General features: G+C 73.0%; 13 protein-coding genes. 7 read left to right on the top strand and 6 right to left on the bottom strand.

Features of this window, described 5'->3' with window-relative positions:
• Window positions 1-47 precede the first annotated feature (47 nt).
• Complete coding sequence (locus E4198_RS14810) at window positions 48-2,108, bottom strand: SpoIIE family protein phosphatase (protein ID WP_136183560.1); 2,061 nt, start codon at window positions 2,106-2,108, stop codon at window positions 48-50.
• 236 nt (window positions 2,109-2,344) lie between these two features.
• Window positions 2,345-2,920: a TerD family protein gene (locus E4198_RS14805; RefSeq protein WP_027765698.1), complete on the bottom strand. Its 576-nt coding sequence runs from the start codon at window positions 2,918-2,920 to the stop codon at window positions 2,345-2,347.
• Between the two features lie 135 nt (window positions 2,921-3,055).
• Between E4198_RS14805 and arfB the strand changes: the two genes are divergently transcribed.
• Window positions 3,056-3,484: an alternative ribosome rescue aminoacyl-tRNA hydrolase ArfB gene (arfB, locus tag E4198_RS14800; protein ID WP_136183559.1), complete on the top strand. Its 429-nt coding sequence runs from the start codon at window positions 3,056-3,058 to the stop codon at window positions 3,482-3,484.
• Between the two features lie 58 nt (window positions 3,485-3,542).
• Here arfB and E4198_RS14795 read toward each other — a convergent pair whose 3' ends face one another.
• Complete coding sequence (locus E4198_RS14795) at window positions 3,543-4,304, bottom strand: VTT domain-containing protein (protein WP_136183558.1); 762 nt, start codon at window positions 4,302-4,304, stop codon at window positions 3,543-3,545.
• A 244-nt stretch (window positions 4,305-4,548) separates the two neighbouring features.
• Between E4198_RS14795 and E4198_RS14790 the strand changes: the two genes are divergently transcribed.
• The 4 genes from E4198_RS14790 (at window position 4,549) to E4198_RS14770 (ending at window position 13,246) form a co-directional block, all read left to right on the top strand.
• Window positions 4,549-9,006, top strand: coding sequence for an aminotransferase class I/II-fold pyridoxal phosphate-dependent enzyme (locus tag E4198_RS14790; RefSeq protein ID WP_348771304.1), 4,458 nt, complete (start codon window positions 4,549-4,551; stop codon window positions 9,004-9,006).
• A complete protein-coding gene (locus E4198_RS14785) occupies window positions 9,003-9,791 on the top strand; it encodes a class I SAM-dependent methyltransferase (RefSeq protein WP_348771303.1) in 789 nt (262 codons plus the stop codon). The genes E4198_RS14790 and E4198_RS14785 overlap by 4 nt, the downstream gene beginning before the upstream one ends.
• A 1,059-nt stretch (window positions 9,792-10,850) precedes the next feature.
• Window positions 10,851-12,695 carry a glycoside hydrolase family 15 protein gene (locus E4198_RS14775; protein ID WP_136183557.1) on the top strand — a complete coding sequence of 615 codons (1,845 nt, stop codon included), beginning with the start codon at window positions 10,851-10,853 and terminating at the stop codon, window positions 12,693-12,695.
• Between the two features lie 86 nt (window positions 12,696-12,781).
• A complete protein-coding gene (locus E4198_RS14770; protein WP_136183556.1) occupies window positions 12,782-13,246 on the top strand; it encodes a hypothetical protein in 465 nt (154 codons plus the stop codon).
• Between the two features lie 47 nt (window positions 13,247-13,293).
• Here E4198_RS14770 and E4198_RS14765 read toward each other — a convergent pair whose 3' ends face one another.
• Window positions 13,294-14,028 carry a TetR/AcrR family transcriptional regulator gene (locus tag E4198_RS14765; RefSeq protein ID WP_027765695.1) on the bottom strand — a complete coding sequence of 245 codons (735 nt, stop codon included), beginning with the start codon at window positions 14,026-14,028 and terminating at the stop codon, window positions 13,294-13,296.
• Between the two features lie 93 nt (window positions 14,029-14,121).
• On the opposite strand from E4198_RS14765, the gene E4198_RS14760 reads away from it, so the two are divergent.
• Complete coding sequence (locus E4198_RS14760; protein WP_136183555.1) at window positions 14,122-14,949, top strand: glycosyltransferase family 2 protein; 828 nt, start codon at window positions 14,122-14,124, stop codon at window positions 14,947-14,949.
• Between the two features lie 7 nt (window positions 14,950-14,956).
• Entirely contained in the window at window positions 14,957-16,336 is a 1,380-nt protein-coding gene (locus E4198_RS14755; RefSeq protein ID WP_136183554.1) for a xylan 1,4-beta-xylosidase, read from the top strand.
• A 28-nt stretch (window positions 16,337-16,364) separates the two neighbouring features.
• Here E4198_RS14755 and E4198_RS14750 read toward each other — a convergent pair whose 3' ends face one another.
• Both E4198_RS14750 and E4198_RS14740 read right to left on the bottom strand, forming a co-directional pair.
• Window positions 16,365-20,855, bottom strand: coding sequence for a polysaccharide deacetylase family protein (locus E4198_RS14750; RefSeq protein ID WP_247597692.1), 4,491 nt, complete (start codon window positions 20,853-20,855; stop codon window positions 16,365-16,367).
• On the bottom strand, window positions 20,852-21,847 hold the full coding sequence (locus E4198_RS14740) for a glycosyltransferase family 2 protein (RefSeq protein WP_136183553.1): 996 nt from the start codon (window positions 21,845-21,847) through the stop codon (window positions 20,852-20,854). Before E4198_RS14740 ends, E4198_RS14750 begins: the two co-directional genes overlap by 4 nt.
• Window positions 21,848-22,006: the final 159 nt, after the last annotated feature.

The following is a 22,006-nucleotide window of genomic DNA, read 5'->3' as shown; positions in this document are numbered from 1 at the left end:
TCGACGCGTAACTCGCCGGGCGCGCTCCCGCCGGCGCGCACCGCGGCTCAGGCGCCGCGCGGGTCCGGCGCCGTGCGCAGGGCGATCAGCGCGATGTCGTCGCTGGTCCCGGGGTTGTGGCGGTCGACCAGTTCGTCGCAGAAGTCCTCCAGCGGTGCCGTCACCAGCGTCTCGGCTCGCTCCCGGAGACGTTCCAGGCTGGTGTCGATGTCCTCTCCGGGCCGCTCGACCAGGCCGTCGGTGTAGAGCAGCAGGGTGCAGTCGGGGCTCAGCCGCTCCAGCGCGTTGCCGCGGGGGATCTCCGGGGAGACGCCGCCGAGCAGCGGGCCGTGCGACGCCTCCAGGAAGCGTGAGCTGCCGTCGGCCTCGACGACCAGCGGCGGCGGATGGCCGGCGACGGCGTAGTTGAGCCGCCAATGGCCGTCGCCCATCGGCTCGACACGGCCGAACACGCAGGTCGCGGTGGTCTCTTCGGGGCCGAGGCACTGCGCGGCCAGGTCGAGGCGGCGCACGATGTCGCCGGGCGGCTCGGTGCGGTCGACCGCCAGCCCGCGCAGCATGTTGCGCATCCGGCTCATGGTGACGGCGGCGGCCAGGTCGTGGCCGGCGACGTCGCCGATCACCAGGCTGGCCACGCCGTCCGGCAGCAAGAAGGAGTCGTACCAGTCGCCGCCCACCTGGGCGGTGGTGGCGCTGGCGCGGTAGCGCGCGCTGATCTGGAGTCCGGGAACGTGCGGCGGCGAGGTCAGCAGACTGTGCTGCAGCGCGTTGGCGACCCGCCGGGTTCGGTGCAGTTCCAGGGCGTTGCGCAGCGGTCCGTGGGCGTGCTCCAGGATGTCGCGGATGAGTTCGGTGTCCTGGTCGGAGATGGCCTCCCGCACGCCGCAGACGAACGCCGAGACCATCGCGGCGACCGTGCCGTCCACCAGCACGGGCACCAGGACGCCGCTGTGCGCCTGGGCCTTGACGATCCACGGCGCGAGCGCGGGCGGGGCGAACCCGGGCGGCGCCTGGCCGGGCGGAAACGTCGCCCGGGCGGGCACCCGGGCCAGCGCGGCGTGGGTGAAGGCGCTGTGGGCGTGCGGGTCGACGTGCTCGTCGCGCAGCGGAGGCAGCCGCGCCTCCAGTCCGCGCCGGGCGGTGGCGGCCACTCGCTGTACCGTCAGGGCCTCGGTCTTCGAGCCGTCGCCCGGCGACTCGGGCAGCAGGTAGATGCCGCACTGGTCGGCGAGCGCGGGCACCACGACGTGGCTGAGCGCGGCGAAAGACTCCTCCGCGCTCGAGGCGTCGCCGACCACGGCGGCGGCCCGGGCGAGCAGCGTGGCGCGGCGCTCCTCCAGCCACTCTTCCTCGATGTCGGAGCATCCGGCCACCCACTCCACGAGCGTCCCGTCCTCCCGCAACGGCACGGCACCGATGCGGCAGTGCCGGTAGGAGCCGTCCCGGTACCGCAGCCGGTAGACGTGCTCGAAGCGCTCGGGAACGTCGCGTACGGCGTCGCGCCACGCCTTCTCCAGGGCGGGCCGGTCCTCCGGGTGCGCGGTGTCCAGCCAACCGTCGCCGATCAGCTCGGCCCGCGTACGGCCGGTCACGTGCTCCCAGCCGGACACGTCCAGCGCCCGGCCGGCCGGGTCGGCCACCAGGGTCTTCTGCTCGCTGGCCCCGACCAGCCGCTGGAACCGGTGGAGGATGCGCCGCTGCGCCTCGATCTGGCCGGTGACCTCGCTGGACACCACCAGCACGCCGCGCAGGCCGTCCGGTGCGACCGCCGGGGAGAGGCTGCAGGTGAACAGCTTCTCGGCGGGCCCTTCTCCGGGGACGTGCAGCACCACCGGGAGGGCGGTGAAGACGTACGGCTCGCCGGTGCGCTGGACGGCGTCCATGCGGCTCAGGAACTCGTCGCCGGCCAGGTCGGGGCAGGCCCGGGCGAAGGGGGTGCCGAGCGGGGCGTCGCCGAACAGGCCGCGGTGGCGGGGGTTGGCGTAGGCGAGGCGGTGGTCGGCGTCCCAGGTCGCGGCGACCGTGAACGGCGCGGCGTCGAACGCCTGCGCGGGCAGTCCCGGGGAAGGCGCGGCACGCCGGCCGCGCGGCCTGGCGGAGGAGGTCACGAGGTGTCACCCCCTACCGGTGCGACGAGTGCCTGGGCTGTCAGGTCTCACCCGGCCATTGTCGCTCCGCCACCCGCCCCGGTCCACGCGGCGGCGACACCCGGACGAGCCGGTCCGGGGGAGGGACGGGGCGCGTGAGGTCGCCCCGCACGACGCCGGCCCGGCCTCCCTGCGGGGAGGCCGGGCCGGCGGGGCGGTGCGTCGGGCCGCCGGGGCCCTGGCGGCAGTGCGCGCGGTCAGACGTTGACGCCGAAGTCCTGCGCGATGCCGACGAGACCGGAGGCGTAGCCCTGACCCACGGCGCGGAACTTCCACTCGGCGCCGTTGCGGTACAGCTCGCCGAAGACCATCGCGGTCTCGGTCGCCGCGTCCTCGCTGAGGTCGTAGCGCGCGATCTCGGTGCCGCCGGCCTGGTTGACGACACGGATGAACGCGTTGCGCACCTGGCCGAAGTTCTGGCTGCGGGACTCCGCGTCGTAGATCGAGACCGGAAAGACGATCTTGTCGATCTCACCGGGCAGCGCGGCCAGGTTGACGTTGATCTGCTCGTCGTCGCCCTCGCCCTGACCGGTGACGTTGTCGCCCGAGTGCACGATCGACTGGTCCGGGGTGGCGCGGTTGTTGAAGAAGACGAAGTGCTGGTCGGAGTGGACCCGTCCGGCCCCGTTCACCGCGATGGCGCTGGCGTCGAGGTCGAAGTCCGTGCCCGTGGTGGTACGGACGTCCCAGCCGAGGCCGACCGTGACGGCGGTGAGGCCAGGCGCCTCCTTGGTGAGCGAGACGTTGCCGCCCTTGGACAGGCTTACAGCCATGGGGTTGCCCTTTCGTTGCGAATCTCTCGGGTCCCTACCCTTCACCCCCCACAACGCCACCGGGCCGGGCCCGGGTTCCCACACGGTGCGAAAACGCCGTGACGGCGGACGGCCGGACGCGCGACGATGGGACGCATGTCCGGTCCCCATGTCATCCGCGGCTCCGTCCCGCTCCCGGAGTCCGAGCTCCGCTGGCGTTTCAGCAGGTCCTCGGGGCCGGGCGGGCAGCACGTCAACACCAGTGACAGCAGCGTCGAACTGCGTTTCGACCTCGCCGCCACCGAGGCGCTGCCCCAGGTGTGGAAGCGGCGCGCCCTGGAGCAGTTGGCGGGCCGCCTGGTGGCCGGTGTCCTGGTCGTACGGGCGAGCGAGCACCGCTCGCAGTGGCGGAACCGCGAGACGGCCGCCGTACGGATGGCCGCGCTGCTCGCCGAGGCCACCGCGCCGCCGCCGCGACCGCGGCGGAAGAAACGGATACCGCGCGGCGTCAACGAGCGGCGGCTGCGGCAGAAGAAGCAGCGCGGCGACCTCAAGCGCGGGCGCTCCGGGCGCGACTGGGGGTAGACCCCGCGGCGACCGCGCGACCCCGGGGACTCACCGCGGCCCCCGCAGCGACGGAAGCTCAGCGCAGGGCGTGCCGGCCGCGGCGGCGCGGCCGGGCGGCCCGCCGGGCGGCCCTGCGTCCGGCGTCGTGGCTCTGCCCGGAGCCGCCGCCGTTTCCGCCGCCGCCCTGGTCGCCGTCCCCCGGACCCCGGCTCTTCCCGGAGGAGCGCCGGGCCCGCAGGTACTCGATCACGATCGGCAGCACCGACAGCAGCACGATGCCGATCAGGATCGCCTCGATGTGCTGGTGCACGAAGTCGACCTGGCCCAGCGCGGCCCCGAGCAGTGTGACGCCCGCGCCCCACAGGACACCGCCGAGAACGTTGAAGGTGACGAACGAGCGGTAGTTCATCCGGCTCACGCCCGCCACGATCGGCGTGAAGGTCCGCACGATCGGCACGAAGCGGGCCAGCACCAGCGACTTGGGACCGTACTTCTCGAAGAAATCGTGGGCCTTCTCGACGTTCTCCTGTTTGAAGAACCGCGAGTCCGGGCGTTTGAAGAGCGCCGGACCGACCTTGCGGCCGAAGAGGTAACCGACCTGGTCACCGAGGACCGCGGCGATCACGATCAGGCTGCACACCAGCCACAGCGGGTAGTGCAGGTACTGGCCCGTCGCCACCAGCAGGCCGGTGGTGAACAGCAGCGAGTCGCCCGGCAGGAAGAAGCCGAAGAAGAGCCCCGATTCGGCGAAGACGATGACGAGGATGCCGATCAGTCCGAAGGTCTGGATCAGGTAGTCCGGATCCAGCCAGCTCGGCCCGAGCGCGAGATTCGTCACGGAAGCGGCTCCTCGTCATGCGGAAGACGGGCGGAAAGCGGACGACAGGACGTCAAGAAGGACCAGGCCCGCACGCCGGGCTCTGGTCCTGCACGAAGCCCTGCCGACGCGGCGCCGGGCTCGGGGGGTACGTCTGCCGCCTCAGTCTACCGCCTGGGCCGACACCCCCTCAGACGCCGACATGCAGGCGCCTGCGGCCGGTCCTAGCATCGGAAGAGGGTTCACTTCCAAGGGGGCGGCTTCCTTGATCGGAACACCGCGGACGGGCGCACTCATGGCCGGTCTCGTCGTGCTGGCCGTCCCGCTCACGGTCGCCTACCTGCTCTTCCCCGCCCGCCACACCAGCCTGTGGGCCGCCATCGGCTTGCTCGGGGTCGCCGCGATGCTGGTCGGCGTCCGCCGCAACCGGCCCGCCCCCGCCTGGCCGTGGGCGATCCTGGCGGCCGCCTCGCTCGCCTTCACCGCGGGCGACACCACCTACAACCTGCTGGAGAACCTCTTCAACCAGCCCAACCCGTTCCCTTCCCCCGCCGACGTCTTCTACCTGCTCACCTACCCCCTGTACGCCGTCGGGCTGTACGCGTTCACCCGGTACCGCAGGCCGGGGCGGGACCTGGCCAACCTCCTCGACGCGCTGATCCTCACGCTCGCCCTCGCGCTTTTCTCCTGGCGCTTCCTCATCGACCCTCTCGCCAGCGCCGAGGACACACCCTTCCTCGACAAAATGATCTCCATCGCCTACCCGCTGGGCGACGTGCTGGTCCTCGCGCTGCTGCTGCGGCTGCTCGTGCCCGGCGGCGCCCGGTCCCGGGCGGTGCAACTGCTGGTGCTGGGCTCACTGGGCCTGCTGGTCTCCGACGTGCTGTACGGCTACCTGCAGCTCCAGGGCACCTGGCAGGTCGGCTCGCCCATGGACCTGGGCTGGGTGGTCTTCTTCCTCGCCTGGGGCCTGGCCGCGCTGCACCCGTCCATGGTCGAACTGACCGAACCCATGCCGCCCCCCGCCCCCGGCATCCCCCGCCGCCGCCTCGCACTGCTGGGCGCGGCCTGCCTGGTCGCCCCGGGGATGCTGGCGTACGAGGCCGGCGCCGGCCGCCCCCTGGATGCCGCGGTGCTCGCCGCGTTCGCCGGCGTGATGTTCCTCCTGGTGCTGGCGAGGCTGGGCGGCGTCATGGCCGACCACCGGCGCGCCGTCGGCCGGGAGCGCGGCCTGCGCGTCGCGGCCGGCTCGCTGGTCTCGGCGATCAGCCCGCGGGAGGTGGCGGCCTGTGTGGACGTGGCCGCCACCGCCCTCTTCGGCCGCGGAGTCCGGCACTCCACGCTGCTGCTGGTGTCCGACCCGGAAGGCAACCTCCAGGCCATGCCCACCGCGGGGCGCCCCTGGGTACGGCAGGTCGAGGAACACCCCGAGGAGCCGGGGGGCCGTCTCTCCGCACTCGCCTCCGGCAAGCGCCTGGTCTCCGTCGAGGCGCTGGGACCCGCCCTCGCGGCCGACCTGGGAGAGTCGGAGAAGGTGCTGCTCTGCCCGCTCACCGCCGAGGGGCCGCGCGGCCGCCCGTTGCTGGGCATGCTCCTCGTCGCAGGCTCCGAGCGCAGGCTCCTCGGCCTGTGGGGCGCCCTGGAGAGCCTGTCCTCGCAGGTCGCGCTCGCCCTCGAACGGGTGGGCCTGAGCCGGGAGATCGGCCGCCGCAACAGCGAGGCGTACTTCCGCACCCTGGTGCACAACACCTCGGACGTGATCCTCATCGTCAACGACGACGACACCGTGCGCTACGCCAGCCCTTCCGCGGACGGCATGTTCGGCACCACCCACCTCCCGGGAACGCCCCTCGACCGGCTCCTCCACCCCGACGACCGGGCGGCCGTGCTGGAACGCCTGGCCCGCATCCGGGCGGGCGGCAGCGGCGACACCCGCGGCGACTGGCGCGTGGCGCGGGAGGAGGGGGATCCTCTCGACGTCGAGGTGCGCTGCTCCAATCTGCGCCACGAGAACACGGTGCACGCCCTGGTCCTGACCCTGCGCGACGTCACCGAGCAGCGGAAGCTCGAACGGGAGCTGACCCACCGCGCGTTCCACGACCCGCTGACCGGGCTGCCCAACCGCGTCCTGCTGCTGGAACGCATCGAGCGTGCGCTGCTGCGCGGGCGCCGGGACGCCACCCTCACCGGTGTGCTCTTCATCGACCTGGACGACTTCAAGATCGTCAACGACACCATGGGCCACTCGCTGGGCGACGAGCTGCTGACGGCCGTGGCCCGCCGGCTCACCTCCACGGTGCGCCGCAGCGACACTGCGGCCCGGCTGGGCGGTGACGAGTTCGCCGTGCTCATCGAGGGTTCCAAGCGGCCCGCGGACACGGAGCGGCTGGCCGGGCAGGTCGTGCAGGCCCTGTCCCAACCGTTCCGGCTCACCAGCGGGACGGTCAACGCGTCCGCGTCCGTGGGCATCGCTACCTCCGAAGACAGCGCGGACAGTGAGGAGTTGCTCGGCCACGCCGACCTGGCCCTGTACGCGGCGAAGACCGCGGGCAAGCGGCAGTGGCGGCACTACCGCCGCGAGCTGCACTCGAGGCTGCGGGAGCGGCACGAACTCCAGGCCGGGCTGGACAGCGCCATCGCAAAGGAGGCGTTCGCGCTGCGCTACCAGCCCATCGTGCAGATCTCCTCCGGCGACCTGGCCGGCTTCGAGGCCCTGGTCCGGTGGCCGCACGAGCGGCGCGGCCTGGTGGCGCCGGACGAGTTCATCACCCTGGCGGAGGAGACCGGCCACATCATGCCGCTGGGCGCCTGGGTGCTGGCGCGGGCGGCGTCGGACGTGGCCCGCTGGCAGCAGGTACGCCCCCGCGCCGAGCCGGTGTGCGTCAACGTCAACGTCTCCGCACGACAGTTCCGCGACGGGGCGTTCCTCGGGCAGGTGCGCCAGGTGCTGGACACCTCGGGGCTGGCGCCGCGTTCGCTGATCCTGGAGCTGACCGAGAGCGCCTTCATGCGCCGCGACGACCAGGTCCGCACCACGATGTCCACGCTCAAGGACCTCGGCGTGTCCATCGCCATCGACGACTTCGGCACCGGCTTCTCCTCGCTCAGCTACCTGCGGGACTTCCCCATCGACATGCTCAAGGTCGACAAGTCCTTCATCGACCACCTCACCACCGACGCCCAGCAGGTCGCCCTCGTCGAGGGCATCGTGCGGATCGCGGACGTGCTCGGCCTCCAGGTCGTCGCCGAGGGCATCGAGGAGCGCGGCCAGCGCGACCTGCTGGCCGCGATGGGCTGCCACTTCGGCCAGGGCTACCTGTACGCCCACCCGATGACCTCGCAGGAGGGCGAACGGCTGCTCCTCGACGGTGCGCAGCAGCACCGCCCGAAGGCCCCGAGCACCACCGCCCGGCACACGCAGCAGCGGCCCGAGGGGTGGGCGATCCGCCGCGACCCGCGCTGGGGCGACCTGTCGAAGCTGTGGCACTCCAGCCCCATGGTCGACGCGGTGATCGACGAGGTGGACGGACGCCGCATCCGCTGCGGGAACCACTGGCTGACCGACTTCGCGTCCTGCAACTACCTCGGCTTCGACCTCGACCCCGAGATCATCGAGGCCATCGGGCCGCAGGTGAGGCGGTGGGGCACCCACCCGAGCTGGTCCCGGCTGATCGGCAACCCGAACCTCTACCCGCGCATCGAGGAGCGGCTGGCCGGCCTGCTCGGCGCCCCGGACGCCCTGGTGCTGCCGACCATCAGCCTGATCCACCAGTCGGTGATTCCCGTCCTCGCGGGCGAGGGCCATGTGTTCGTGGAGGCCAAGGCGCACCGCACGGTCTACGACGGGTGCGTGGTGGCGCGCGGCCACGGAGCGAGCGTGCAGCGCTTCCACGCCGACCGGCCCGACCAGCTCGACGCCCTGCTGCACGCCGTGCCCGCCGGCTCGTCCCGGCTGGTCTGCCTGGACGGCGTCAACAGCATGACGGGCAACTGCCCCGACCTGGCCGCCCTCGTCCGCGTCTGCCGGGAGCACGGCGCCCTCCTGTACGTCGACGACGCGCACGGCTTCGGCGTGATCGGTGAGCGCCGGCCGGACGAAACCTCGCCGTACGGGTGCCGGGGCAACAGCATCATCCGGCACATCGGGGAGAGCTACGAGGGGATCGTGCTGGTCGGCGGATTCTCCAAGGCGTACTCGTCGCTGCTGGCGTTCCTCGCCCTGCCGACCTGGCTCAAGGAGCACCTGAAGGTCGCCGCCGCGCCCTACCTGTACTCCGGCCCGTCACCGACCGCCTCGCTGGCGACCGTACTGGCCGGAATGGACGTCAACGACCGCCGGGGCGACGCGCTGCGCGGCGACCTGTACCGGCGGACGGCGGCGGTCCTGCACCACCTGAGGGAGCTGGACGTCGGCACGCCGAACACCGACGGACTGCCCATCATCGAGATCCCGCTCGGGGACGCGGCCGACCTGGACGACGTGAGCGGCTTCCTGTGGGACCGCGGCGTCTACGTGACGCTCGCCGCATACCCCTTGGTGCCGCGGGACCAGGTGGGTTTCCGGGTGCAGATCACCGCGAGCAACACCGACGAGCAGATCGAGGAACTCAACGCGACGCTGACCGACCTTGCCCGCCGCTTCCCGCTGCGTCCCGCGGACGACGCGGGCGGGGCGGGCACCGGTCCCCGTGCGGCGGCTGGCGGTACGGGGAGGCGACGGTGACCACCCACCCGGCACACGGCCCGGCGCGCGACCGCCGCCCGGCCGGGGTGCCACCGCCGTGGCGCAACGCCGAGGCGGACTGGGACCGTTGGCCGGTCGGCGACTACCTGGCGGAGAACTACCGCGAGATCCATGACGCCGACGCGGCGGTCATCCGCCACCACGCGGCCGTGTACCGCCGCATCCCGCCGGGCAGCGTCGCACTCTCCCTGGAGCTGGGCTGCGGACCGAACCTGTATCCGCTGATGCAGGCCGCCGCGGTCAGCCGTCGTATCGACGCGCTGGAACCCGGCGCGGCAGCGCGCGCGTACCTGGCCCGGCAGTTGGCGGGCCTGCAGGACTCCAGCTGGCAGGAGTTCTACGCGCTGTGCCGCGACCTCGATCCCGCCCTGCCCGGAACGCTGACCGAGGCGCTGTCCCGGGTGCGGCTGGTGCCGGGCGGCGCCGCCGCCGTCCGCGCCGGTGCGTACGGTCTGGCGTCGATGCACTTCGTCGCGGAGAGCGTCACCGAGGACGGGGACGAGTTCGCCGCGTTGTGCCGCGCCTTCGTCCACGCGGTGTGCCCGGGCGGGCAGTTGCTGGCGGCGTTCATGGAGAACATGCCGACCTACCGGATCGGCGCCGACTCGCGCTGGCCGGCGTTCCCGGCCGACGCGGACACCGTGCGCGCGGTGTTCGCGCCGCTCACCGAGGACCTGCGGCTGACCCGCGTCGCCAAGGACGCCGGCCTTCCCGACTACGGCGACACCGGCATGCTGCTGCTGCACGCCCGGCGCGCCCCTTGAGGGCATGGGGCCGCCCCGCACGGTCCCTATCGCCACCCTCCCAGCCGGGCCCGCACGGCGCGGACCGCGTCGGCGTGCTTCGCGCGCAGCCCGGAGACCCGCGTGCCGCGTTCCCCCCTGCCCTCCCCAGCAGCACATCCGCCGACTTCACCTGCTCCTCGTGTCCCTCGCCGCAGCCCCGGCCCAGCTCGATGCGGTCGATGCCGCGGCCCGCCGCCCCCTCGGCGGGCATCAGGTACATCAGCAGCCCCAGCGAGTACCGGGCGAACGCCGTGTCGTAGGCGGGGAAACGGTTCACCAGCACCCGCCGGGACCGCAGCCCGAAGGTGCACGCGATCAGCCGCCCGTTCGCGTACAGGGCCGACACCAGACCGGAGCAGCCCCCGGCCCGGGTGTCGTGGAGGTCGGACACCAGCGCGCGGACCGCCGGCCGGGCGAGGGGGTCGGGCCTGCTGACGGTCCGGCACCGTGCGGAATGCCAGCGCATCAGCGTGTCCAGCACGTCGGGCGCGCGTTCGTCGAACACGAAGCGCAGGTCGCCCGCCTCGCGCGCCAACCGGCTCTCGCAAGCCCGCAGTTCGCGCAGCTCGCCGGGCGCGCGCCGCCACAGCAGGTCGGTGTAGGCGGTGGAGCCGTCGTCGACGCGGCCGGTCCGGTCCGCCCCGTCCGTACGCCTGCCGCGCCCGCGGCCGTGCCCGGCGCACGGCGGCCACGGCGACGGCGGGCTCGCGCGGCGGTCGACCGGACGGTGGCGGGGCGAGCGGGAGGGCGCCGTACGAACCGGTCCGAGGCCCGGCGGGCGGGGTGCCCGCGCACACAGGGCGGGCTCGCACCACCCGCGTCGGGTGGCGAACGTCGCCCCGCGGCAGGCCAGTCGGTGGCGCGTCGCAGCGGGTGCGGCACGCACGTCTCGCGGATGGACTGCGCCGACGAGAACGGCACGGAATCGCCCGAGCGTTGCTGATTGCAGAGGCGAACGCTCCCCGTACTTCCAGGTGTACTTCCGGCGACGGGCGCCGTCAACTCGCCGCCGAAGATCACGCGCGTAGAATGACAGGTGTGCCCGGATGGATCGAGGACTACGCCCTCGTCGGAGATCTGGAGACCGCGGCCCTCGTCGGCAGGGACGGGTCGGTGGACTGGCTGTGCGCCCCGCGTTTCGACTCCCCGGCCTGCTTCGCCGCCCTGCTGGGCGGACAGGAGAACGGACACTGGCGGCTCGCCCCGGCAGGTGCCGGGCGCTGCAACCGTAGGTCCTACCGCGGTGACACGCTGGTGCTGGAATCGGTGTGGGAGACCGTCTCCGGCACCGTCCAGCTGACCGACTTCATGCCGCCGCGGATGCGAAGCCCGTACCTGGTGCGGGTGGTGGAGGGCGTTTCCGGGCGGGTCGCGATGCGCGGCGAGCTGCGGCCGCGCTTCCATCACGGGCGCATCGTGCCGTGGATGCTGCCCGGCAACGGTACGGGCCGACAGGCGCGCGCGGCCTCCGCGGTGGCGACGGCCCCCGGGATGACCGCGTTCGCCGGCCCGGACGCGCTGCGGCTGACGGGTGAGCCGCCGCCCGAGGTGGACGTGGCGGAGGGCTGCGCGCGGATGGATTTCACGGTCTCCGCGGGCGAGCGGCGCGCCGTCGTCCTCAGCTGGAGCCCGTCCTACGACCCGGCGCCCGCGGATCTCGACACCCGCGCCGCGCTGGCCGCCACCCTGGGCTTCTGGGAGACCTGGTCGCAGCAGTGCTGCTACCGGGGCCCCTGGCGGGAGGCCGTCGTCCGCTCTGTGATCACGCTGAAGGCACTCACGTACGCGCCGACCGGCGGCATGCTGGCCGCCGCGACCACCTCGCTCCCGGAGGACGTCGGCGGGGAGCGCAACTGGGACCACCGGTACTGCTGGCTGCGCGACTCCACGTCCACGATGTCCTGCCTGCTGCGCAGCGGATTCCGGGACGAAGCCGTCGCCTGGAAGGACTGGCTGGTCCGCGCGGTGGCCGGTGACCCGGCCGACCTGCAGTCACTCTACGGCGTCGCGGGCCAGCGCAAGATCGGGGAGGGCACGGCGGACTGGCTGGGCGGCTACGAGGGCTCGGCGCCGGTGCGCATCGGCAACCACGCGGTCCAGCAGCTTCAACTGGACGTCTACGGCGAGGTGCTGAACACCTTCTACTCGGCGCTGCGGGCGGGCGTGCCGATCGAACGCCACACCTGGAGCCTGCTCGCGTCCTTCATGGACTACCTGCAAAAGCACTGGCGGGACGCGGACGAGGGACCGTGGGAGGTCCGGGGCCCGAGGCGGCACTTCGTCCATTCCAAGGTGATGTCCTGGGTGGCCGCGGACCGGGCGCTGCGGATGGCCCGGGCCGCCGGAATGCGGCCGATGGCCTCCCGGTGGCGGGCGATGCGGCAGGAGATCCACGACGAGGTGTGCCGCCTCGGCTGGGACGCGGGGCAGGGCACGTTCGTGCAGTACTACGGCGCGCCCTCGGTGGACGCGACGGCGCTGCTTCTCCCCCGTCTCGGTTTCCTCCCCGCGCGGGACCGGCGGGTGCTGGCCACCGTCGACGCGATCCGCGACCGTCTGGGCCATCACGGCTTCCTGCACCGGTACGCGCCGGTCTCCGACTCCGCGCGGCACGCGGTGGACGGCCTGCACGGTGGCGAGGGAGCCTTCCTCGCCTGTTCGCTCTGGTACGCGGACGCTCTCGCGGCCGCGGGCCGGCGCGCGGAGGCCCGGGCGGTGTTCGAGGACGTCCTGTCCGTCCGCAGCGACCTCGGTCTGCTGTCGGAGCAGTGGGACCCGGTCGGCGGACGTCAACTCGGCAACGCGCCGCAGGCCTTCAGCCACGTGGCGCTGGTCAACACCGCGTTCACCCTGTACGGCACCCGGTCCGGCCCGCGCCGCTGAACCCGTCCCGCAGGGCGTGCAACCCTCGCGCCGCGCCAGGCGTCACTTCTTCGCAAGGCCCCCGCCCCCTCTCCTCCGGAGTGCCCGTGAACCCCGAGCCGGCCACGAAGTCGAGCACGCCGCAGCGGATCGGCGTGGGGCTCTGCTCCGTCCTGGTACTCGTGGGCGCCGCCGCCGTGGCACACGACGCCCGCACCGTTCCGGCACCCGCACCCCCGGGCAAGCCCTCGCACAAGGCCTCCGTGCCGGAGTCGGAGCCCGGACCGCCCGTCGTCCGCGCCGGTGACGGCCGCCCGCAACCGTCCCCGTCGCTCACCGAGACGGCGGTGCTTCCCGGCCTCGTCGGCCAGAACCTCGACGCGGCACGAGAGGCCGCACGGGCGGCCGGCTTCTCGACGCCGACCTCGCACGACGCCTCGGGGGAGGGCCGGCGGCAGATCTCCGTCCGGCACTGGAAGGTCTGCGCCCAGACGCCCCTCCCGGGCACACACCCGACGCACATCGCGGTCGACCTCGCCACGGCCAGGATCTCCGAGCCCTGCCCCGGCTGACCGCGCCACGGGCCCCGCCGGGGCCACCGGGTGCACGACCCCCCGTATCACCGGCGCGGCCGTGGGGGCACCAGCCTGTCCAGCAGGGCGTCGAGCCCGGCAGCCAGCCCTTCCACGCCCCCCTGCTCGGCGAGCACGGGCGCGCTGTCCCGCAGCCGCGGCAGTTCGTTGACCGGCATCCGGTGCAGACCCAGCCGGAACGCCGGGTCGGTCTCCTCCGGGTTGTCCACCATGGCGCGGAGCTCGACGAAGAGGTAGCCGAGCACCCACCCGTTGTAGGCCCGGAACACCGCGGCGGCGGCGTCCTCGTCGAGACCGCCCCGGTCCAGCAGCACCAGCACCCGCTCCTGCTGCTTGAGGACGGGAAGGGGCCGGCGTGCCAGCGGCACCGCCAGCATGCGGGTCGCCAGCAGCGGGACGACGTGCGGGTGGGCGAGTGCCACCTCGTACGTCGCCCGCGACACGCGGTGCAGCTCCGTGCGCCAGCCCGCCGCCTCGGTCCCGGCGTCCAGCCGCTCCTGGAGTTCGGTGTACAGCGCTTCCACCAGGCCGTCCAGGAGCGCGTCCTTCCCCTCCGCGTACCGGTAGACGGCCATGGCCTCGACGTCCAGCTCCGCCCCCAGCCTCCGCATGCTCAGCGCGGAGAGCCCTTCCCGGTCGACCAGCTCCAGCCCGACGGCCAGCACGCGCTCCCGGCTCAGGCGCCCGGTCCGGTTGCGTGGCCGGGCCCGGCGCTCCGGACCGTTGCGCCCCCGGCCACCTCCGTCGGCCTGCGTCGGCATCGTCGCTCCCTCGAAGGGCTTGACTTGAATGTCTGATTTACCCTAGAAAGTACATATACGGTGTAAACATACACGATCTGGGACGGGAACACCATGAACGCCACACCGCACTCGACGGCCGGAACACCGTCGGCGCACGCGGCGCCGCCCGCGCACCCCGCACGTCGGGCCACCGACAACACACCGCACCCGATGCGGCGGGCGGAGGACGTCCCTCCGGCCCGGCCGACCGTCAGCGTGGTCGTTCCGGCCCGCAACGAGGCCCGCAACATCCCGTGGGTCTTCGAGCAGATCCCCGACTGCGTCGACGAGGTCATCCTGGTCGACGGCGACTCCAGCGACGCCACCGTGCTCATGGCGACGCAGTGCCTCCCTGCGGTCCGCTTCATCCCCCAGTGCGGGCCCGGCAAGGGCAACGCACTGCGGACGGGCTTCCTGGCGGCCACCGGCGACCACGTCGTGATGATCGACGCCGACGGCAGCATGTCCCCCGCAGAGATACCCCACTTCCTGCACTTCCTCGAGAACGGCTACGACTTCGTCAAGGGGTCCCGCTTCATGGCGGGAGGCGGCTCCCTCGACATCACCCGCTTCCGCCGGCTCGGCAACCAGGTGCTCCTCGGGGCCGTCAACCATCTCTACGGCACCAAGCTGACCGACCTCTGCTACGGGTTCTGCGCCTTCCGCCGCAGCTTCCTGGAACAACTGGACCTGCATGCGGCGGGGTTCGAGATCGAGGCCGAGATGATCGTGCACGCGCTGCGTTCCGGGCTGCGCATCGCCGAGGTGCCGAGCCTGGAGCTGCCCCGCCGCAGCGGGCGGTCGAACCTGCACGCCGTCTCGGACGGACGCCGCGTGCTTCACACACTGCTCGCGGAACGCCCCGGCGCCCGCCCCCGGACCGCCCCCGCCGACGACTGACGCCGCGATGACCGACGCGCCCCGGGAGCCTCCCCGTCAGGCGGTGAGCGCCGCTCTGCGACGGGCGGCGGCTCACCTCACCGGAGGCACGGCGGTGCTCACGGCAACGGCGACGGCCGTGCTCCTTGCGGGCTGCGGCACGCCGTCGGACTCCGGCTCGCGCGAGGCGGGATGGGAGAGGGGCGGCGCTCCTCCCGCGACGGACACGGGCCTGGGATGGGGCTTCACCCACACCCAGCGCAGCGCCGACGGCGACGGCCCCGCGGAGCGGAAGGCGATCGTCGACGAGCTGTCCGTGCAGCCGCTCCCGCAGGTGCAGGCGATCATGGGCTGGGGCGCGGGCAATCCGGAACCATCGCCGGGAGACTACGACTTCGACAGTCTCGACAGCCGCATCTCCCTGATCCGCAGGACCGGCGGCACACCGGTCATCACCCTGTGCTGCGCACCGGACTGGATGAAGGGCGGCAAGGCCGGAAGGACCGACTGGTCCCGGATCGAGGAGGCGCCGTCCCCCGAGCACTACGACGACTTCGCCGCGCTGTCCGCCAGGATCGCCGAACGGTACCCGGACGTCCGGCACTTCGTCGTCTGGAACGAGCTCAAGGGCTTCTGGAACCCGGACGAGGGCCGCTGGGACTACGAGGGCTACACGCGCCTCTACAACGCCGTCCACAAGGCCGTGAAGAAGGTCGACCAGCGGAACCTGGTGGGCGGGCCCTACCTGGGCATGGACAGCGTGCCGCCGGGGCAGTCGCACCACGCGTCCGCGGTGCGGGGCCCCTGGGGCTCGCTCGACCAGCGTGTGGTGGACGCGCTGGACTACTGGCTCGCCCACCGTGCGGGCGCCGACTTCCTGGCCGTCGACGGCTCCAGCGCGGCCCGGGACGACTCGCTGAGCCCGGACCGGTTCACGGCCACCGAGAAGTTCTCCGACGTCGGCCGCTGGCTGCACGAGCGCAGCTCCCTGCCCCTGTGGTGGTCCGAGTGGTACGTCACGACGTCGGACGCCGGCTGGCAGGAGGACGAGCACACCGCTGTCCAGGCCACCGCGATGATGGAGATCGCCCGGGGCGATCCCGCCGCCGCCTTCTACTGGAACCCCCAGAAGGCCGGAGGCCGCTGCACCGGCTGCCTGTGGAAGAACGGCCCGGCGCCCGGCGACGAGGTCGCCGGGCCCATGCTGGAGCTGCTGCGCGGCTTCGCCGCCGCGTTCCCGCCGGGGACCGAATTCGCCACGCTCTGGGCCGACGACGCGCGGGTGCGAGTCCTCGGCGACGCCGACACCGTGCTCGCCGTCAACACCTCGGGCCGCGCGCTACGGGCCGAGGTGGACGGGGAGCCCGTCGACTTCGGCCCGTACGAGGTGGCCTGGCTGCAGCGGTGAACGCCGCCGGCCCGCCCCGCCGAGGGGGTCAACTCAGCGTGAGGAAGCGGTTGACGATCGCCACCGCCAGGAGGCCCACGAGCGGCAGCGCCGCCAGCAGGGACACCCGCATCGCGCGCAGCCGTCGCCGGTCCGGCACCAGCACCCGTACGAACTCCCGGGTCGTCAGCAGGACCAGCAGCACCGCGGCCACCACCCCGCCGAGGACCGACCAGACCGTCCAGGTCACGTTCAGGCCGGTGTTGCCGACCTGGGGCTGATCCGCCGGCTCGCTGTAGGGATCGGCCAGCCGGTACACGGACGCGTCCCGCCGGTCGACGACCTCGGTGACGTCCGGGCGCCGGTCGAGCGCGGCCGTCGCCCGGTCGTACCAGTGCTCCGGGTAACCCGCCGTCAGCTCCAGGTACTTCGCGGAGCCGCGGGTGAGCACCAGGTAGGAGTTCGGCCCCGCGTCCTCCAGCCCCTGCACCAGAGGGCCCGCCTTCTCCGGGACGCGCGGCGAGACGACCGGCTTGTAGACGGTCTTCTCCATGTCCTGGGTCACCCGCCAGGGGAGGTTCGGCGACAGGACGGAGGGCGGGTCGGTGTCGAGCCACAGCGCACGGGCGGTCGGGGCGTCGTGGCGGGCCAGGTGGTCCATCGCCGCCACCTCGCTGGGGCGGACCCGTTCGTAGGACTCGTTGCCCCAGCGGGCGACGAGGAAGCCGCCCATGAGGACCAGGCCCGCCATCAGCGCGGCGAGCAGACCCAGCCACGGCCGCCTGCGGTACGAGAGGCGTGGGAAGAACGCCAGACCCGCCAGGACCGCGGCGGCGGGCAACATGAACATGAAGACGCGCAGAGCGATCTCGCCGCCGTAGGACTGCAGCCAGACGCCCATGAACGGCATCACGAAGAGGATGACGAGCGCCCGGTCGCTGATCCCGCGCCTGCGCCGGCGCAGCCAGCCGTACGCGGCCAGCGCCATCACGCTCGCGGCCAGGAGCACCCGGCAGTAGAGCACCATCGAGTGCAGGCTGCTGCCGCCTTCGATGCGGCCCGAGGTGCTGGAGGTGATGTTCCCGCCGAGCGAGCCGAAGCTGCTGAACAGCGGGTGCCCCGACCAGTACGGCTCGACGAAGAACCCGGTCCACGTGGCCACGATCACCAAGCACAGCAGCGGAAGCCCACGGAGCCGGGAACGCTTCCACAGCACCAGCCCGGTCACCGCGGCGAGCATGATGAACGGGGTGAGCGGGTGGCTGACCGTGGTGAAGGCGAACAGCCCGATGAGGAGCGCCAGCAGCAGCGCCGCCCGGGTGCCCCGGGCACGCCGCGGCCGCGCCTCACCGGGGACCCGGGCGCCCGCCTTCCGTGCGTCCGGCGGCGAGGAGCGGAACCAGAGCAGCAGCACCGCCACGAACACCAGGTACGCGAGGAAGCCCACCGACTGCGGCGAGAAGTAGTCCTGCCCGACCCAGCCGCACAGCACGAACACCCAGGCCGCGCACCACTTGGCCCGCCAGGTCGCGCGCACGGCGCGGAGCAGCAGGAACACCGGGACGAGGTAGAGCAGGTTGATCGCGACCGGCCACCACTGCATCAGGGGGGTGAGGTCGGAGATGCCGCCGGCCCTGGTGAGCAGGGCGACGCCGACGAAGAAGCCGGGCCAGGTGAAGCGGCCGTCCATCTCGGGGGCCACGCTGCCGGTCCGCTCGACGTACTCCACGAACCCGGCGTGCTCCCAGGCGGTGGAGAAGCGGGGGAATGCCTCGATCACCGCCGGCACCGCGTGCAGCGACACCACCGTCGCGAGCAGCACACCCAGGAGGAGACCGCGGTGCTGCGTGCGCAGCCACAGCCCGCAGCAGAACGTGACCACCAGCAGGAACGCGCCGAGCAGTGTGGTGCGCGGCAGGACGGACACCAAGCCGAGGCCGTTCATCGCGTCCAGCGAGGCGTCGGTCATCCCGCGCAGCGGCAGCCAGTACAGGGCCAGCGCCGCACCCAGCATCGCCCAGCCGACAGCCACCGGCCACGCCCACCGACGGCGGCGCACGCGACGGGTGGCGGCCCGTGGCGCGCCGGAGGGCGTGCCCGGCGGTGCCGCGGCCTTGGTCAGGGACACACGCCCGGACCCGGGCCCCGCCGGAGGCGCCGGCGTCGGGCGGGGGCGCAGCACCCGTGCCAGGCCGACGCAGGCGACGGCGGCGATGAGGGTCTGGCTGGCCAGCTGCGCGTAGCCCGCTCCCGTGATGCCGAAGGGCCCCAGCAGGACCACCGTCGAGCCGAGCAGCAGCACGCAGAGCGAGCCCTGCAGCAGCGCCACCCGGGAAGTCCGGTTCTGCACACGGAGCACCGCGAAGTACACCTCGAACAGGACCCGGGTCAGGGTGGCCACCGCCATGAGCCGGAGCAGCAGCGTGGCGTGGTCGGCGTACTCGGCACCGAAGACCCGCAGGATCTGCGGCGCGAAGAGCACCGTGAGCACACTGATCGGCACCATGATCAGGGCCATCTTGCGGAGCGAGGCCCGGCAGAGCGCCGCGAGCCGGGACGGGGCGTGCGCCCCCTCCACGGTCAGGGAGGCGCCCATGTTGATCGCGAGGAGGTCGATCGAGGAGCCGATGACCGCCGCGAGGTAGAAGTAGGCGTTCAGTTCGGAGCTGATCTGCGTGGCCACGACGACGGGCAGCAGGTAGATCACGGCCAGCGAGAACAGAGATCCGGTGCAGTCGCCGGCCAGGAAGCGCCCGATCTGCCGGGGCGCGGGAAACACGGCCTTTCTGGTGGCGCTGACGTGGCGGGGTATGAGCCGCCGGAAGACCAGCCACGTCAGCGGAACGACCGACAGGGCGATCGCGGCGGCCCAGGAGACGAAGACCCCGGCGACGGGGAACACCGAGGCCAGTGCCACGACGAGCACCATCTTGGCGACGAGGAAGACGGTGTTACCGGCGGGCACCCACACCGCGCTGCGCAGCCCGGTCAGCACGCCGTCCTGCAGTGTCAGCAGTGCCCAGAGGATCACCGAGGCCAGGAAGGCGAGGGCGGGCAGCCCTCCGTCCACCAGGCGGTAGGTCGGACCCCAGAAACCGAGGGTGATGACGAAGATCGTGGCCGCGGCCGCGACGATCAGCGCGCTGACCAGATACGTACCGAGGACCAGCCTGGGGGTGCGGTGGCCCGCGACCGGGATGAAGCGCTGCAATGCGCCGGGGAGGGTCAGGGCGGTGAGTCCGGCGAGGAACTTCATCGCCGCGATCAGCGCCGACCCCTGACCCACAGCGCTGTCCGAGTAGTAGCGGGCGGCGAGCACCCAGAAGGCGATCCCCAGCACCCCGGAGAGGGCGGTGTTGAGCATCAGCGCGTAGGCGTTGCGGAACAGCGGGGTGCCGGTGCCACCGCCCGCCTTCCCGGACTTTCCGCCGGCGGGCGGCGGTGCGGGAGGCGACGGAGGCTCGGAGGGCCCCGGCCCCTCGGAGGGGGTGGCCGCTTCGGGAGGTGGGGGTGATTCGGGAGGTGGGGGTGGTTGGGGACGTGGGGGTGGTTGGGGACGTGGGGGTGGTTCGAGAGCTGCGCGAGCTGCGGTCGGGGCCGGCGTCGGGGCCGAGGCCAGGGCCGAGGCAGGGGCCGGAGTCGGGTCCGGGCCCGGGTCCGGGGCGCGCGTCCGGGGGCCGTCGCCGACCGCCGGAGGCGCTGCGGCCCACCACGAGATCACGGTCCCCGGCCCGGGATGGCACAGCTTGCGGGCTGCGCGCTGGGACGCCCGGCCGACCGCGAAGCCGTGCGTCAGCAGCCGGTCGAGGACGAAGTTCGGGCCGACCAGCCGGTCTTCGACGAGGGCCTCGAACTCCTCGATGCAGGTGGAGCGCCGCACCGTCAGGCGGCGCAGCGCGTACAGGCACTGGGTGGGCCGGGCCATCGCGTTCCCCACCGAGAGCCCGACGGTATACCCGGCCTCCCCCACCGCACGCCGGACGCGGGCGCTGGAGTAGCCGTAGGGATACGCGAAGGAGACGGGGCGGCGGCCCAGTCGCTCTTCGAGGAGATGCCGGCTGTGGAGCAGTTCGAACCACAACCGGTCGTCGGGAAGCTGGTCCAGCGGGGGGTGGCGGTGGGTGTGGGCGCCGATCTCCACGCCCGCGTCGGAGAGTTCGTGCACCTGCTGCCAGTCGAGCATGCCGCACGGGGCGCTGTCCGCGGCTTCACCCCCGCGCAGCCAGCCCGTGGTCACGAAGACCGTGGCGGGGAAGCCGTGCCGGCTCAGCACGGGGAGCGCGTGCCGGTGCACGCCCTCGTAGCCGTCGTCGAAGGTGATCAGTACCGGCCGGGCGGGCAGGGAGCCCGTGTCCCGCCACGCGACCGACAGCTGCCGGGTGGTGAGAGGGGAGAACCCGTGGCCGGTCAGCAGCTCCATCTGCTCGGCGAAGGCCGCCGGAGACACCGACAGGCGGTAGACGGACCGGTCCGGGCGGTCGGCTATCGCGTGGTACATCAGGATCGGCACGGCCGGGCGGGCCGTCGGAGTCACGGTCATGGCGGCCCGCACCCCAGACCGGTCGGTACGGCGAACACGGTGCCGCCCCGGCGTGCCCGCAGGGCGCCGAGGACGTACCCGGCGGCGGCGGTGACAGCGCCGGCAAGGATCGCCCCCGCGCGTCCCGCGGCGCCCCGGCGTCCGCGCAGCGCGTCCCGCATCCCCGCCAGCACCCCGGCGGGCAGTACGCGGGTGACGTAGCGGCGTTCCGTCTCCAGCCCCGCCGTCGCGCCCACGCTTCGGCTGACCAGCGCCTTCGACAGGCCCTCCGCGTGACAGCGGGAGGCGAAGTAGCGGAAGCGCTCCCGGTCGGCCGGGACCTTGTGATGGATCACGGCGCGGTCGTCGAGCAGGACCAGCGCGTCGGGCAGCGCGTGCTGCAGCCGGATGCACAGTTCGGTCTCCTCGCACCCCAGCGGCCGGCTGCCGTGGTCGCGTCCGATACCGACGGCGAAGCCGCCGACCTGGTCGAAGACCGCCCGGCGGAAGGCGGCGTTGCCGCCGAGGACGTTGCGCACCGTGGCGCGGCCCTCCGGCTGCCCCCGGTAGGAACCGCCCACCACCCAGTCGAACTCGTACGGGAACCAGGCGGGCCGCTGGCCGGACGCCCAGGCGGGTACGGTCCGGCCGCCGACCGCCCGCACGCGCGGGTCGTCGAACGCGGCGGCGAAGTGCCGGAGCCAGTCGCGTTCGGCCACCGCGTCGTCGTCGAGAAAGGCGACGAGTGTGCCGGTGGCCGCCGCGAGCCCCGTGTTGCGGCCCGCGGACAGGCCCTGGGGCCCGGCGTTGGCGAGCACGGTGACCGTCCCGTGCGGCGCAGGAGCGTAATGGGCGGCGAGCTGCCGGAGCAGTGCGGGATTGTGGTCGACGACGAGCAGCGTCTGATGGGCCGGAAGGGTCTGTGCGCGGACCGAGGCCACTGCGGCGAGGATGTCCGACCAGCGCTTCTCGGTGTAGACGCAGATGACCACGGAGATCGTCTCAGGACTCAAGGGGTCCTCCCTGAAACTGAGGCCGCAGCCGGGCTGCGCGCGGAGAACGTCGTATGTTTACAACGTATGCCCGGATTGCGCGGAAAGTCCAGAGCGGTCGGAAGGGCACCCCCAGCGGTCGGCGGCGGCCGATGGCGACGGAACGTGCGGGGACGGGCG

It is taken from the genome of Streptomyces sp. RKND-216, assembly GCF_004795255.1.
Classification (GTDB): domain Bacteria; phylum Actinomycetota; class Actinomycetes; order Streptomycetales; family Streptomycetaceae; genus Streptomyces; species Streptomyces hazeniae.
The sequence above is the reverse complement of the archived record's forward strand: the minus strand, read 5'-3'. Positions and strand labels throughout refer to the sequence as shown.

What these genes read in the sequence shown, in the direction of transcription:
- E4198_RS14760 (WP_136183555.1), top strand. Translation starts at nt 14,122, where the DNA reads ATGAACGCCACACCGCACTCGACGGCCGGAACACCGTCGGCGCACGCG.
- E4198_RS14750 (WP_247597692.1), bottom strand. Translation starts at nt 20,855, where the DNA reads ATGACCGTGACTCCGACGGCCCGCCCGGCCGTGCCGATCCTGATGTAC.
- E4198_RS14765 (WP_027765695.1), bottom strand. Translation starts at nt 14,028, where the DNA reads ATGCCGACGCAGGCCGACGGAGGTGGCCGGGGGCGCAACGGTCCGGAG.
- arfB (WP_136183559.1), top strand. Translation starts at nt 3,056, where the DNA reads ATGTCCGGTCCCCATGTCATCCGCGGCTCCGTCCCGCTCCCGGAGTCC.
- E4198_RS14805 (WP_027765698.1), bottom strand. Translation starts at nt 2,920, where the DNA reads ATGGCTGTAAGCCTGTCCAAGGGCGGCAACGTCTCGCTCACCAAGGAG.
- E4198_RS14755 (WP_136183554.1), top strand. Translation starts at nt 14,957, where the DNA reads ATGACCGACGCGCCCCGGGAGCCTCCCCGTCAGGCGGTGAGCGCCGCT.